This is a genomic window from Kaistella faecalis, from assembly GCF_019195395.1.
Classification (GTDB): domain Bacteria; phylum Bacteroidota; class Bacteroidia; order Flavobacteriales; family Weeksellaceae; genus Kaistella; species Kaistella faecalis.
Window position 1 is genome coordinate 1,069,935 of the sequence record NZ_CP078067.1, and the last position, 14,427, is coordinate 1,084,361.

General features: G+C 39.8%; 14 protein-coding genes. 5 read left to right on the plus strand and 9 right to left on the minus strand.

Annotated features, from left to right (window positions below; all coding sequences use genetic code 11):
- The 5 genes from KTV93_RS05160 to KTV93_RS05180 all read right to left on the minus strand — a co-directional run bounded on the left by KTV93_RS05160 (nucleotide 1) and on the right by KTV93_RS05180 (nucleotide 4,412).
- A complete protein-coding gene (locus tag KTV93_RS05160) occupies nucleotides 1–231 on the minus strand; it encodes a ferredoxin (RefSeq protein WP_218250239.1) in 231 nt (76 codons plus the stop codon).
- Complete coding sequence (locus KTV93_RS05165; RefSeq protein WP_218250240.1) at nucleotides 231–1,478, minus strand: peptidase U32 family protein; 1,248 nt, start codon at nucleotides 1,476–1,478, stop codon at nucleotides 231–233. The genes KTV93_RS05160 and KTV93_RS05165 overlap by 1 nt, the downstream gene beginning before the upstream one ends.
- The gene (gene trhO / locus KTV93_RS05170) at nucleotides 1,478–2,833 is read right to left on the minus strand and encodes an oxygen-dependent tRNA uridine(34) hydroxylase TrhO (RefSeq protein WP_218250241.1); all 1,356 of its coding nucleotides are present in this window, start codon (nucleotides 2,831–2,833) and stop codon (nucleotides 1,478–1,480) included. Before trhO ends, KTV93_RS05165 begins: the two co-directional genes overlap by 1 nt.
- A gap of 72 nt (nucleotides 2,834–2,905) precedes the next feature.
- Complete coding sequence (locus KTV93_RS05175) at nucleotides 2,906–4,066, minus strand: GlmU family protein (protein WP_218250242.1); 1,161 nt, start codon at nucleotides 4,064–4,066, stop codon at nucleotides 2,906–2,908.
- Nucleotides 4,067–4,160: 94 nt separating this feature from the next.
- Complete coding sequence (locus KTV93_RS05180) at nucleotides 4,161–4,412, minus strand: type B 50S ribosomal protein L31 (protein ID WP_218250243.1); 252 nt, start codon at nucleotides 4,410–4,412, stop codon at nucleotides 4,161–4,163.
- A 183-nt stretch (nucleotides 4,413–4,595) separates the two neighbouring features.
- On the opposite strand from KTV93_RS05180, the gene KTV93_RS05185 reads away from it, so the two are divergent.
- The 5 genes from KTV93_RS05185 (at nucleotide 4,596) to KTV93_RS05205 (ending at nucleotide 9,114) form a co-directional block, all read left to right on the plus strand.
- Nucleotides 4,596–5,978 (plus strand): hypothetical protein, encoded by a 1,383-nt coding sequence (locus KTV93_RS05185; protein WP_218250244.1) that lies wholly within the window; start codon nucleotides 4,596–4,598, stop codon nucleotides 5,976–5,978.
- Nucleotides 5,979–5,981: 3 nt separating this feature from the next.
- On the plus strand, nucleotides 5,982–6,308 hold the full coding sequence (locus tag KTV93_RS05190) for a nucleotide pyrophosphohydrolase (protein WP_218250245.1): 327 nt from the start codon (nucleotides 5,982–5,984) through the stop codon (nucleotides 6,306–6,308).
- A 15-nt stretch (nucleotides 6,309–6,323) separates the two neighbouring features.
- The gene (locus tag KTV93_RS05195) at nucleotides 6,324–7,559 is read left to right on the plus strand and encodes a 3-phosphoshikimate 1-carboxyvinyltransferase (protein WP_218250246.1); all 1,236 of its coding nucleotides are present in this window, start codon (nucleotides 6,324–6,326) and stop codon (nucleotides 7,557–7,559) included.
- A gap of 1 nt (nucleotide 7,560) precedes the next feature.
- Nucleotides 7,561–8,349, plus strand: coding sequence for an SDR family oxidoreductase (locus KTV93_RS05200; RefSeq protein ID WP_218250247.1), 789 nt, complete (start codon nucleotides 7,561–7,563; stop codon nucleotides 8,347–8,349).
- Between the two features lie 93 nt (nucleotides 8,350–8,442).
- Nucleotides 8,443–9,114, plus strand: coding sequence for a hypothetical protein (locus KTV93_RS05205; protein ID WP_218250248.1), 672 nt, complete (start codon nucleotides 8,443–8,445; stop codon nucleotides 9,112–9,114).
- Nucleotides 9,115–9,154: 40 nt separating this feature from the next.
- Here KTV93_RS05205 and metF read toward each other — a convergent pair whose 3' ends face one another.
- From metF to KTV93_RS05225, 4 genes are all read right to left on the minus strand, one after another.
- A complete protein-coding gene (gene metF, locus KTV93_RS05210) occupies nucleotides 9,155–10,114 on the minus strand; it encodes a methylenetetrahydrofolate reductase [NAD(P)H] (protein ID WP_218250249.1) in 960 nt (319 codons plus the stop codon).
- A gap of 200 nt (nucleotides 10,115–10,314) precedes the next feature.
- Nucleotides 10,315–13,020 carry a methionine synthase gene (metH, locus tag KTV93_RS05215; protein WP_230259213.1) on the minus strand — a complete coding sequence of 902 codons (2,706 nt, stop codon included), beginning with the start codon at nucleotides 13,018–13,020 and terminating at the stop codon, nucleotides 10,315–10,317.
- Entirely contained in the window at nucleotides 13,007–13,381 is a 375-nt protein-coding gene (locus tag KTV93_RS05220) for a four helix bundle protein (RefSeq protein WP_218250250.1), read from the minus strand. The genes metH and KTV93_RS05220 overlap by 14 nt, the downstream gene beginning before the upstream one ends.
- Before the next feature lie 30 nt (nucleotides 13,382–13,411).
- Nucleotides 13,412–14,422 carry a homocysteine S-methyltransferase family protein gene (locus KTV93_RS05225; RefSeq protein ID WP_218250251.1) on the minus strand — a complete coding sequence of 337 codons (1,011 nt, stop codon included), beginning with the start codon at nucleotides 14,420–14,422 and terminating at the stop codon, nucleotides 13,412–13,414.
- Nucleotides 14,423–14,427 lie beyond the last annotated feature (5 nt).

The window sequence follows — 14,427 nt, forward strand, 5'->3', positions numbered from 1 at the left end:
TCAGATTTCTTTTACCGAAATTATTTTTACGGGACATGCTTTCGCAGCTTTCTCACAAGTTTCAAAAGCCGAATAATGAGGTGTTTTCAAAGTATAAAAACCCTTTCTGTCCTCAGTTTTCAGCAGTACAGATTTCCCGTCTTTCTTCGACATCCGGAAATATTCGGGCGCGAATTCGACGCAGTAATTACACCCGATACATTTTTCGCGCTGCAGCGTAACAATCACCATCAGTTATTCTCAACGATTTTATAAAGTTTATCTGAAGGGCGTATTCTGAAATCTGTCTTAAATGTAATAATATCAGATTTCGAAGCTTTTAAATCACCCGGTTTTTGATCTACCTGCATCGCTTCCAGAACCATTTCCTGAGAACCGGTTGTTGGTCCCTGAATCAAAACGCGGTCGCCTACATTGACATCGTAAGCTTCGATTAAAAATTCTGCAATATTTGATTTGGCGTAAAATGTCCTGCCTTTTCCTACATATACTTTTTTCTGCGTAGCACTTGAACCGGAAGTATCGGACCATTCGCCCAGTTTCTGACCGAGATAATAACCGTCCCAAAATCCTCTGTTGTAAACAGTTCCCAGCTGTTTCATCCATTCGTCAACTTTTTCCTGACTGAAAGCTCCGTCCGCTAGTGCGTCGATTGCCTCTCTGTAACATTTAGTTACGGTGGCGACGTATTCAGGGGCTCTTCCGCGGCCTTCGATTTTTAAAACTTTCACGCCGGCATCATTGATCTGATCCAAAAAGCCAATGGTGCAAAGGTCTTTCGGCGACATCATATATTCGTTATCAAGCTCTATTTCAAAGCCGGATTCCTGATCGATTACAGTATATTTTTTACGGCAATTCTGCTTGCAGGCACCTCTGTTTGCGGATGAATTATGAGAGTGTAAACTCAAATAGCATTTCCCGGAAACCGCCATGCACAAAGCTCCATGACCGAAAATTTCAACCTCAACCAAATTTCCTGATGGACCACGAACATCGTCTTTAACGATCTGATCACAGATTTTTTTGATTTGAGAAATGGAAAGTTCCCGGCTCATCACCATTGTATCCGCAAAAAGCGCATAAAATTTCACGGTTTCTATGTTAGTGATATTGATTTGGGTGGAAATATGAACCTCCATTCCTATTTGCCTCGCATAAGAAATCACCGCCTGATCCATCGCAATAACCGCAGTAAGATTTGCGGCTTTGGCCTTATCCAAAAGCACTTTAATGATTGATAAATCGTGGTCGTAAACGATTGTATTTAAAGTGAGATAAGTTCTTACGCCCTTTTCAGCGCATCTTCTGGAGATTTCCGGCAAATCATCAATAGTGAAATTCATGGAAGCTCTTGCCCGCATGTTCAGCTGTTCAACTCCAAAATAAACCGAGTCCGCACCGTTATCCAATGCTGCCTGCAGCGAAGTAAAATCACCTGCAGGTGACATCAACTCTATCGTTCCTCTTGCTGTCATTACGCTAAAATTTTGTATAATTTATCACTCAGGCGAATTCTGAAAGGAATGGGGAAAGTAATTTGATCTCCGGGTTTCGCGCTCTCACACGAGTTTCCGTTCGCGAAAATTTCAGTAATGATCATTTCCTGTTCCCCTGTTGTTGGACCGGAAATCAGAACTTTATCTCCAATTGAAAGCTCATCATTCTCAATTAAAAACTGAGCAATTTTAGATTTTGTATAGTAATGTTCAGCTTTTCCGAGGAGAACTTTTTTCACCGAAATTTTTTGGCGGATATTGGTTGTTTCAGCTTTTGCCAAAGGTTTATTTGGAAGATCACCGCTCTTTTTAAACTTCAAAGCCTCAGATTTACCTTTCCGGAAAATTTTATTTCCAACCTGAATTCCTCTTCTTAATTTAATCTGCTCGTCTAAAGGCAAATGAATAATATTCTGACATTCCTCCGAACAGCAGTTTTCCATCGCCGCTTTACATTCATCACACTGGATAAAAAGTAAATGACAGCCGTCATTCGCGCAGTTAGTGTGATTATCACACGGTTTTCCGCACTGGTGACACTGGGAAACAATATCGTCTGTAATTCTCTCGCCCAAGCGGTGATCGAACACAAAATTTTTCCCTATAAATTTACTTTCAATATTTTCTTCCTTGATTTGGCGCGTATATTCGATGATTCCGCCTTCAAGCTGAAATACATTTTTGAACCCCTGATGTTTGAAATAAGCACTCGCTTTTTCACAACGGATTCCTCCAGTACAGTACATTAAAAGGTTTTTATCTTCTTTAAAATCCTGTAATTGCTCGTTGATAATCGGCAGACTTTCTCTGAACGTTTCGACATCAGGAGTAATCGCGCCTTCGAAATGACCGACTTCACTTTCGTAGTGATTACGGAAATCAACCACAATCGTATTCGGATCTTCGAGTAAATTATTAAATTCTTTAGCTTTTAAATGAACTCCTTTGTTGGTTACATCGAAAGTTTCGTCGTTTAAACCGTCGGCAACGATTTTATGTCTGACTTTAATCGTAAGTTTCAAAAACGAATGATCGTCATGCTCTACAGCGACATTCAGGCGGATTCCTTTCATGAAATCGTATACTTCCAACGTATCGCGGAAAGCTTCCAGATTTTCTGCAGGAATACTCATCTGAGCATTGATTCCTTCATGGGCAACGTAAATACGGCCTAATGCATCGAGTGCGTTCCAGGCTATAAATAATTCGTCGCGAAATTTTTTGGGATCTGAGATTTTGGCGTACGCATAGAAAGACAAAGTAAGGCGCTGCTTACCGGCTTCATCAATTAACTGAGCTCTTTCTTCTGCGCTTAAAGTGTTGTACAGTTGCATGCTATAAACGGTTTAAGTGAGAAAATTTTTGTAAAGATACGCAATTTGAGCTTTGCCGAAAAACCCGCGGAATTAATATTCGGCGTAGATATATTTTAAAATATTCCTGTCTTTTTCGGTAAATGGAACTTTTCTGCGTGCCATTGCGAGTTCGGCAACCTCGTACGCCTTTTCAAGTTTGAATTTTTCATCGCCTTTCATTCCGCCCCAGGAAAAACTTTCGATCAGGTTGGCCGGAAAGCCGCTTTTGAAAATATTGGCTGCCACTCCCACTACTGTTCCTGTATTAAACTGTGTATTAATCGCACTTTTCGAATGATCGCCCATAATTAATCCGGTAAACTGTAAACCTGTGTTGGCGAATCTTTTGGTTCTGTAATTCCAAAGTTTAACCTCAGCATAATTGTTTTTAAGGTTCGATGAATTGGTGTCTGCACCGAGATTACACCATTCGCCGATCACGGAATTTCCTATAAATCCATCGTGACCTTTATTGGAATATCCGAAAATCACAATATTATTCACTTCACCGCCCACTTTTGACTGTGGACCGATGGTGGTTGCACCGTAAATTTTTGCTCCCAAATTAAACTTCGATTCTTCGCAAAGCGCGATTGGGCCACGAAGATTACAGCCTTCCATCACTTCTGCGTTCTTGCCAATATAAATTTTCCCGGTTTTGGTGTTTAAAGTTGAGAATTCTACAGAAGCGCCTTCTTCAATAAACAGATCCTGTGCTTCACCCAGGAAGCCATTGGTATTTGACAGTTCGGCGGAAACTCTTCCTCTTGTCAGCAACTCAAAATCGAAATTGATGGCTTTTTCGTTGTATGAAAATAGATCCGTCGGTTGTTTGAAGAAAAGCACGCCTTCGTGAACATCGGTCATTTTCTCGATTTGGTTCAGAGAAAAATTCTTCATATTGATTCTGGCGGCCAAGAGTTCGTTTTCGTATACAAGAGCTTCGCCTAATTTCAAATCCTTAATCTGCTTTAAAACCTCAGCCTCAGGAAGAAAATTAGGAACAACAAACAGACTTTCAACATCTTCGGGTTTTCTGAATTTTTCCTGCAGATAGTCTTCCGTGAGAAACGAAACTGAACTTATATCTAACAGTTTCTGCCATCTTTCGCTGAAGGTTAAAATGCCGCAACGCATTTCTGCTACGGGTCGTGTGAAAGTAAGCGGTAAAAAATCTTCCCAGAACTGGGCATCAGAAAAAACAAGCTGCATAAAAATAAGATTTAAGTTCTATGATTTCAAAATTACAATAAAAAAAGTCTTTCAGAAACCTGAAAGACCTTTATATGGGTAAAAAACCTCAATATTATTTTGAGAATTTTTTGTACTTGTTCATGAATTTATCAACTCTACCTGCAGTATCAACCAATTTCACTTTACCAGTGTAAAATGGGTGAGAAGTTGAAGAGATTTCCATTTTCACCAATGGGAAAGTTTCTCCTTCGTATTCAATTGTATCTTTGGTATCTGCAGTAGATTTGCAAAGAAACATCTCGTCGTTACTCATATCTTTGAAAACAACAAGTCTATAGTTTTCCGGGTGGATTCCGTTTTTCATAATAAAAATTTTAATAAATTAAAGTTTTGCTTCAGAAGTAGTAATGGATATTCCTCTGCTAATTTTAGACGGCAAAAGTACAATTAATTTTTTAATCTGCAAATACTCAGATTGATAATTTTAAAATTTTTAGGTTCAACATTTTTAATTAAATTTGAAACTTATATCTATTCCGCTCATTCAATGAATAAAATAAAAATCCTTTTCGCTTTTTCATTCTGGATGCTGTTAACAGCAGTATCGTGCAACAGAGACGACATCACCTTCGACAGTCCTTCTCAACTGCTGCGTTTTTCGGCGGATACCGTTTTTCTGGATACCGTGTACAACCAGGTGAGATCCGAAACTTATGCGGTGAAAATTTACAATGACGAAGATAAGGATGTGATGATTCCGCGTATTGCCTTGCAAAGCGGCTCTTCTTCTCTTTACAGAATTAATGTGGATGGGAAAGCCGGTACCGATTTCAGCAATATTCCGCTGAGAAAAAAAGACAGTCTATATGTTTTTGTAGAAATTGCGCCGGTTGCCAACGCGCCCGAAGCGATTGCAGAAGACCAGATTCAGATCCAAACTCCCGCAGGAAACCAGCATGTAACCTTATTTTCGGTAGTTCAGGATGCGGAGTTCTATATTCAGAGCGAAACAAATCCTAATGTTTTAGATACAGACACCAACTGGACGAAGGAAAAAGCAAAAATAATTTTTGGCGACCTCACGGTTGCCGAGGGCAAAACTTTAGATATTCAGAAAGGAACGAAAGTATATTTCCATAAAAACAGCGGTTTGAAGATTTCTAAAAATGCGAACCTCAATGTGCTGGGAGATCTGAATCAGGAAGTAATCTTCCGTGGTGACAGAAACGATTCAAGATACGATACCATCCCGAAAAACTGGAACGGAATTAGATTCGAAACCGGTTCTCACCTTAATATGAATTATGCAAAAGTTTTCGGCGGAACAAGAGGTCTGGAAATGAACGAAACACAGGCAGTAATCACCAACACCATAGTTCACACTTTCCAGGAATACGGGATTTTCGCAGTGAAATCAAACATCAATGCATCAAATTTAGTTATGAATAACTGTGGCGAAGCAGCGGTGGGGATTTTCAAAGGCGGAAATTACAATATCACGCATTCCACTTTGGCGAATTACTGGGACTTTAACGCTGCGCTTCCCGGTCTCGGAATTTATGCAACCAACGAATACCAGAACGGAACAACTTTGGAAAACGGGCCGTTAACTTTAAAGGTGAATAATTCAATTATTTACGGTTACGCTGAAAACATGGTTGAACTTAAACCAATTTCCGGGCAGGTTTTTACCACAGAATTCAATTATTCGCTGCTTAAGTACGGTGCAAAAGCAACTTACGCAACTGCAAATTCCATTACGAATAAGGATCCGAAATTTATGAATTATTTTACCCAAAAAATGAATTTAAGGGTAAGTGAAGATTCGCCTGCGAAGGGGGAAGGAAGTACTGCTGTAGCTGCGACGGTTCCTCTAGACGTTGTGAAAATTTCCAGAACCGCTTCCCCAACGATGGGTGCATATCAATAATATATGGAAATTACCAAACTTCAGAAAGAGGTAGATGAATGGATAAAAACTGTGGGGGTCCGTTATTTCAACGAGCTCACGAACATGGCAATGCTGACCGAAGAAGTAGGCGAAGTTGCCAGAATTATAGCCAGAAGATATGGTGAACAGAGCGAAAAGGAAAGCGATAAAACCAAGGATTTGGGCGAAGAACTGGCCGATGTTTTATTCGTGACTTTATGTTTGGCCAACCAAACCGGAACCAACCTGCAGGAAGCTTTCGATAAGAAAATGAAACTTAAAACCGAAAGAGATTCAGCACGTCACCAGAATAACGAGAAACTGAAATAACACATAACTTATTAAATGTTTTTAGAAAAATCCAGAGTTATTGGGAACAAAACTATAGAAATAAGCGGTTCGAAAAGCATTTCGAATCGCTTGTTGATTCTGCATCAGCTTTTTGAAAACATTATCATCGAAAATCTGTCGAATTCTCAGGATACCCAGTTGCTTCAAGCTGCTCTGCAGAGTAATTCCGAAAGAATTGATATTCATCACGCCGGAACTGCGATGCGGTTTCTCACTTCCTATTGTGCGATCCAGGAAGGTAAAACTGTGGTCATAACAGGCTCTGAGCGAATGAAAAACCGTCCGATTAAATTTCTGGTCGATGCGTTACGGCATTTGGGTGCCGAAATTTCTTACCTTGAAAAAGAAGGCTATCCGCCGTTGAAAATCACCGGAAAAAAGATTCAAAAAAACAGCGTCACGATTCCAGCTCATATTTCCAGCCAGTTCATTACATCGCTATTGTTGATTGCTGCCAAGCTTGAAAACGGTCTGGAAATAACGCTTAACGGAAAAATCACCTCGAGACCGTACCTTGAAATGACCTTGAAAATCCTGCGTACTGTGGGAATAACCAATCATTGGGAAGGAAATATCATTAAAATAGATCCCAATATTCATACAGAGAAGCAGTCTCAAAGCATTCCATTCGTCGTGGAAAGCGACTGGAGCTCGGCCTCTTATTTTTATTCACTGGCGGCTATTTCCCGCGAAACCATTAACTTAAAAAGCTTTAAGCCCTATTCTCTCCAGGGAGATTCTATCATTAAAGAAATCTACTGGAAATTTTTCGGCGTAAATACGATTTCCGAAGGTGCAGAATCTAGGATTTCATTGCTGCCCGAAAATTATTTTAATTTCCCTGAAATTATTTCATTAAATATGAATGACTGTCCGGATATTGCACAAACCCTTTGCGTAACTGCAACTGCTATGAATATTCCTTTTGAAATTACCGGACTCGAAACTTTGAAAGTAAAAGAAACCGACCGCTTGCTGGCACTGAAGAATGAACTGTTTAAAATCGGATGTATCGCCGAAATCACCGAAGATTCTATCCATTCCGTGAAATTTTTCGAACCTAATGAGAATATATCGATCGAAACGTATAACGATCACAGAATGGCAATGAGTTTCGCTCCCTTTTGCCTTATTAAAGATTTAAAGATTGAAAATCCTGAAGTTGTTGAAAAATCCTATCCTGATTTTTGGCAGGATTTCAGAGCACTTACAGACAAAACCGACTCGTAAAATGACAATAATAATTACCGGAACTTCTACAGGTATCGGATTCGCATTAGCGGAATACTTGGGCAAAAAGGGACACAACGTGTTCGGATTAAGCCGCAAAAATGTAGAATCCGCCTATTTTAAAACAATTCCGACAGATATTACCGAAAACCTGCAGGTTCAGAATGCCATATCGGAAATTTTAAAGACAGAAAAAAATATTGATGTCCTGATTAACAATGCCGGAATGGGTATGGTTGGAGCGGTAGAAGATTCCACGCAGGAAGAAATCCTTAAATTATTTAATCTGAATTTAGTAGGTTCTGTTCAAATGATGAGTGCTGTTTTACCATCAATGCGTGCACAGAAACTCGGAAAAATCATCAACATCTCGAGTATTGGAAGTGAAATGGGATTGCCGTTCCGTGGGTTTTATTCTGCCTCAAAATCAGCACTAGACAAAGTGACAGAAGCGATCCGTTACGAAGTTTCGCCTTGGAACGTTGATGTCTGTACACTTCATCTAGGTGACATTAAAACAAAAATTGCTGAAAACCGTGTAAAAACAAAAGTTTCTGAACCTTACCTAAAGACTTTCGATAAAATTTACGCAATTATGAATGCTCATGTTGATAACGGCACAGAACCAGCAGAAGTTGCTGCTTACATTGAAAAACTGCTGACCAAAAAATCGTGGAAAGCGCATTACTATTTTGGTAAGTTCGGACAGAAAATTGGCGTTCCACTGAAATGGATCCTTCCTCAGAATTTTTATGAAAACCTTATGCGTAAGTATAACCAGATGGATTAGATAAATAATTATATAGCTTTGTCAGCATGTAATTTTTGTCTCCGTACATATTCCAAATAATGTATATTTGTGTACAACCCCAAAACTTAAAAAATGAAAATATTTTTCACATTACTATCTTTGCTTACCGTGTTAGCGCTTCAGGCTCAACAGATCAGCGTGAGCGAAATCGCCAGAAATGCAAAATGGGATAAACTCATCGATGAAGTAAACAATGGCAAGCAGAAAATAAAATATTCGGATATCGACGGGATTCCTTATTATTCTGCCGGTTTTGCAAACGCAAGAGTTGGTGATACATCGTCTTCGGTTCCTATCCGATATAATACCTTTCTCGATACCGTAGAAATCGTAGCAAACAACGATGTCTACGAAATCCCCAGAGAAGAATCCTATCCTAAATTCACTTTTGAGGATGGTAAAACATTAGTTTTGGTCAATACCCGCGACGAGTTTGCCGGCTATTTTTTCGAAATTGTATCTGGTAAAAACCGGATTCTGAAGAAAGTGATCACCAAATTTCACGATGCAGTTCCCGCGCCCAATACAATGATTCCGGGCACACCTGCAAAATTTGAAACATTGAAACCCATTTACTTCATTAAAACTGAAGATGGAATGGTGAGAATTCCCAAAAATACAAAAGATCTGGTTGGAAGTTTCCCGGCCCAAAAGGAGGCGCTGAACGACTTTCTGAAAAACAATAAGATTAAACTGAACAGTGAACCTGATTTGGTAAAACTGGGAAAGTTCTTAAACCAATAGAAACCAAAAGAGGTGAAAAGTTATTTTCACCTCTTTTTTGTTAAAATAACTCTTTTGCGATTTTCTTAATATTATCGCTTTTCCCCATAGAATAGAAATGCAGCACCGGAACTCCAAAATCCATCAGTTCGCGGCACTGGTTAATCGCCCATTCAATGCCAATCTGTTTTACTGCGGTGTTGTCTTTTGCTTTTTCTACGGCAGAAATCAGATCTTCCGGCAGATCAATTTTGAAAACTTTTGGCAGCATCTGTAAATGACTTTTAACCGCAATTGGTTTTATTCCCGGAATTATAGGAACATTAATCCCAATTTCCCGCGCCTGTTTTACAAATTCAATAAATTTTTTATTGTCGAAAAACATTTGCGTTACGACATAATCCGCTCCAGCGTCCACTTTTTCTTTGAGCCATTTCAAATCATAATTCATTGACGGCGCCTCAATGTGTTTTTCAGGGTAACCCGCCACACCGATACAGAATTTATTTTGCTCATCGCAGATTTTTCCGTCATCATGAAGATATTTTCCGCGACCGAGATCATTCATCTGATTTACCAGATCCATCGCATTTTTATGTCCGCCCGGCGAAGGTTCAAAATACTGCTGCCCTTTCATCGCGTCACCACGCAACGCCATTACATTTTCGATTCCCAGATACATACAGTCGACCAGCAAATACTCGGTTTCTTCCATCGAAAACCCTCCACATAAAACGTGAGGAACGGTATCCACATTATATTTATGCTGAATGGCAGAGCAGATACCCAGCGTTCCGGGACGCATTCTGGTAATTTTACGCTCCATCAGGCCGTTTCCTTTGTCGAGATAAATATATTCTTCGCGCGAGGTGGTCACATCAATAAACGGAGGTTTAAACTCCATCAGAGGGTCAATGTTTTTATAGAGATCCTCGATGCCCATTCCTTTTTGGGGAGGAACAACTTCGAGGGAGAATAATGTTTTTCCGTTTGCGTTTTTTATATGTTCTGTAATTTTCATTTTGTAGTTGTGAGCGAAGCCAAGCAATCTCTCAGTCTTTAATTATTATATTTTTGAAGCTTTTTCCCGCTGTCCGTTATATCTTTTTTGCCAGAAATATTTGTCCTTAATTGAAAAATTTTGCCGGCAAAAAAGGATGCCACTTCCATCGGGGCTAGGGTTTTTCGTTTTTTTTAAATATTTTTATTATCGTGCGGGAATTACGCCAGATTCGGGCTTAGCCATTTTCTGGCAAATTCCAAATCGATATTTTTCCTTTCTGCAAAGTCTTTCAGTTGGTCTTCGGCGATTTTTCCCACGCCGAAATATTTGGCTTTTGGGTTCGCAAAATAATATCCCGAAACTGCAGCTGTCGGAAACATCGCGAGGCTTTCGGTGAGTTCTACTCCAATATTTTCTTTCACTTTCAGCAAATCCCAAATGGTAAGTTTTTCCAAATGATCCGGACAGGCTGGATATCCCGGTGCCGGACGGATTCCTGAATATTTCTCTGCAATTAAATCTTCGTTTTCCAAGTTTTCATTTGCTGCATAACCCCAGAATTCTGTTCGGACTTTATGATGCAAAAACTCCGCGAAAGCCTCTGCAAGCCGGTCTGCCAAAGCTTTTACAATAATCGCATTATAATCATCCTGATCATCGTAATATTTCTGAGCCAATTCTTCAGTACCGAAACCTGTAGTAACGCAGAAAGCCCCGACATAATCCTGTTTTCCTGAGGTCTTGGGCGCAATGAAATCGCTCAGAGCCAGATATTCCTTGCCTTCTGATTTTTTGTGCTGCTGGCGAAGCGTCCTGAAGATCGCCAATTCATTTCCGTTTTCGTCATTCACCTCAACATCATCATTTTCAAGTGAGTTTGCAGGAAAAATTCCGAATATTCCTTTTGCCGTAAAGAGTTTTTCCTCCAGAATTTTATTTAAAATTTTCTGTGCATCACTGAAAAGTTCTGTCGCGTGTTGACCAACAATCTCATCGGTTAAAATCTGCGGATATTTTCCGTAAAGTTCCCAACTTCTGAAAAAAGGTGTCCAGTCCACAAAATCAAGAAGTTCCTTTAAGTCCTGATTTTCGATGATGTGAATGCCGAGCTGATTAGGAGTTTTAATTTCTTCTTTTTCCCAGTCTATTTTGAATTTCTGATTTCTGGCTTCTTCGATGGTAATATATTCTTTGTCAGTTTGCCTGTTAAGAAACTTCTCTCTGAAATCTTCGTAATCGATCTTCAGATCAGCTTTAAACTGTTCGCTGTTTCTATCCAAAAGCTGGGATACAACGCCAACGGCACGGGAAGCATCGTTAACATGAACTACAGGCTGCGAATATTTTGGGAAAATTTTCACCGCAGTATGAGCCTTAGATGTCGTTGCACCGCCTATCATTAATGGGAACTTTAAGTTTTTACGCTGAAGTTCATCCGCGACATGCACCATTTCATCTAAACTTGGCGTAATTAATCCACTTAGACCAATAACATCCACCTCGTGTTCGATCGCTGCCTGAATGATCTTTTCAGCCGGCACCATCACTCCCAAATCCACGATTTCATAATTATTACAGCCCAAAACTACGCTCACAATATTTTTACCGATATCGTGAACATCGCCCTTTACGGTTGCCATTAAGATTTTTCCGTTCGCTTTCTGGGTCTGGTCTTTTTGAGCTTCAATAAAAGGCTGCAAATAAGCCACAGCTTTTTTCATGACTCTGGCGGACTTCACAACCTGAGGAAGGAACATTTTTCCGCTTCCGAAGAGATCGCCTACAACGCCCATTCCGGTCATCAAATTAATTTCAATAACATCCAAAGGTCTTGAAGAAAGCTGTCGAGCTTCCTCTACATCTTCAATAATGAAACGGTCAATTCCTTTCACCAGCGCGTGTGTAATTCTTTCCTGCAAAGGCTCTTTCCGCCACTCGAGTTCTTCTGTGACTTCTTTTTTTGTTGATTTTACCCTTTCAGAATATTCAAGAAGTCTTTCCGTAGCGTCATCACTCCTGTCAAGCATTACATCTTCAACCAATTCCAATAAATCCTTGGGGATTTCGTCATACACTTCCAGCATCGATGGATTCACGATTCCCATATTCATTCCTGCCTTAATCGCGTGATACAGAAAAACTGAATGCATGGCCTCGCGCACCCGGTCGTTTCCGCGGAAAGAGAAGGAAACATTGGAAACACCGCCGCTTACCGAAACATTAGGAAGATTTTCTTTTACCCATTTTGTGGCTTCAATAAAATCGAGTGCATTTCTCCGGTGCTCTTCCATTCCGGTGGCAACGGGAAAAATGTTGAGATCGAAAATAATATCTTCCGAAGGAAAACCGATCTCGCTGACCAAAATATCGTAAGATCGTTTGCAGATTTCAATCCGTCTGTCATAATTATCTGCCTGTCCGTTTTCGTCAAAAGCCATTACAATTACCGCAGCGCCGTAACGTTTTATTTTCTTTGCGTGATTTTTAAATTCTTCTTCGCCTTCTTTGAGACTGATGGAATTCACCACACATTTTCCCTGAACAACCTGTAAACCGGCTTCCAGGATTTCCCATTTTGAAGAATCAATCATGATCGGAATTCTGGAAATATCCGGTTCCGAAGCAATTAGGTTTAAAAATTTAACCATGGCGGCTTTTCCGTCCAGAAGTCCGTCATCAAAATTTACATCGAGAATCTGTGCTCCGCCATCAACCTGATGCCGTGCAATATCGAGTGCTTCCGAGAAATTTTCTTCTTTGATTAAACGGAGAAATTTCTTAGAACCCGCTACATTGGTTCTTTCCCCCACGTTAATAAAATTGGATTCGGGCGTTATAATTAAAGGTTCGAGACCGGATAATTTTAGGTATTTGGTGTTTGGTGTTTGGTGTTTGGTATATAGCTCGTCCTTATTTTGCATCATCTAATTTTTTAAAGTAGTTAATAAAACCATTCAGCAATTTTTTTGAGATTTGAATTTCTTCCAGAACCTCACTGAAAGTGATTTCATTGATAAATTTTTGATCTAATGAAATATAAAGCTGGGTTTCCAGTTCGAAAAGAGAACCTCTTGCAATATAGAAAAAGACTAATTTCCCTTTTGTCGTGCTTCTCCCACAACCTTCGGCAATGTTGGAAGGAAAAGAAACAGCGCCTCTTCTCATCTGATTTGTAATACCAAAAATCTCAGATTGAGGAAATAATTTGGTAATATTATAAATGGAATTAGTCACTTTCCTTGCCGAAATCCAAACTTCTAATTTGGTAAAATCCTGAAAACTCATAAGTGATTTTTTAAAGCTAAAAACATAACACTACACACTAAAAACTACTTTTCTGGGTTCATAATTTTTCACCAAATCAGCGATTGCTTTGATATGTGGCGGCGTGGTTCCGCAGCAGCCACCGATGATATTGATTAAACCTTTTTCGGCGTATTCTTTAATCTGTTCCGCCATAAATTCCGGTGATTCATCATACTGCCCGAAAGCATTTGGAAGTCCGGCATTGGGATAGGCTGAAATATAAAATTCGGAATTACTGGAAAGCGTTTCCAAGTACGGCGTAAGCTGTTCTGCACCAAGAGCACAGTTGAAACCAACGCTTAAAAGATTTAAATGTGAAACTGAGATTAAAAATGCTTCTGCAGTTTGTCCGCTTAAAGTTCGACCGGAAGCATCGGTAATCGTTCCGGAAACCATGATTGGAATTTTTATATTTCTCTCGTCCTGAATTTCATCAATGGCGAAAAGAGCAGCTTTGGCGTTGAGCGTATCGAAAACCGTTTCTACCAAAAGAATATCTGCGCCGCCATCTAAAAGCGCTTCTGACTGCTGTTTGTAAGCAATTCTTAACTCATCAAAAGTAATCGCCCGAAAACCGGGATCATTAACATCCGGACTTAAACTTGCCGTTTTATTGGTGGGCCCAATAGAACCTGCGACAAATCGAGGTTTCTCCGGATTTTTTGCCCTGAATTCGTCGCAAACTTTTCTTGCAATTTTTGCAGATTCGTAATTGAGTTCATACACCAAATCCTCCATATGATAATCTGCCATGGCAATAGTAGTTCCGGAAAAAGTGTTGGTTTCGATAATGTCCGCACCGGCTTCGAGATATTTGCGGTGAACTTCTTCAATTGCCTGCGGCTGCGTAAGCGAAAGTAAATCATTGTTTCCCTTTAAAGGATGTTCCCAGTTTTTAAATCTTTCGCCACGGTAATCTTCTTCTTCAAATTTGTAACGCTGAAGCATCGTTCCCATCGCTCCGTCGAGCACGAGGATTCGTTCGGAAATCGCTTTATATAAATGTTCTGAATTTTTCATTTTAT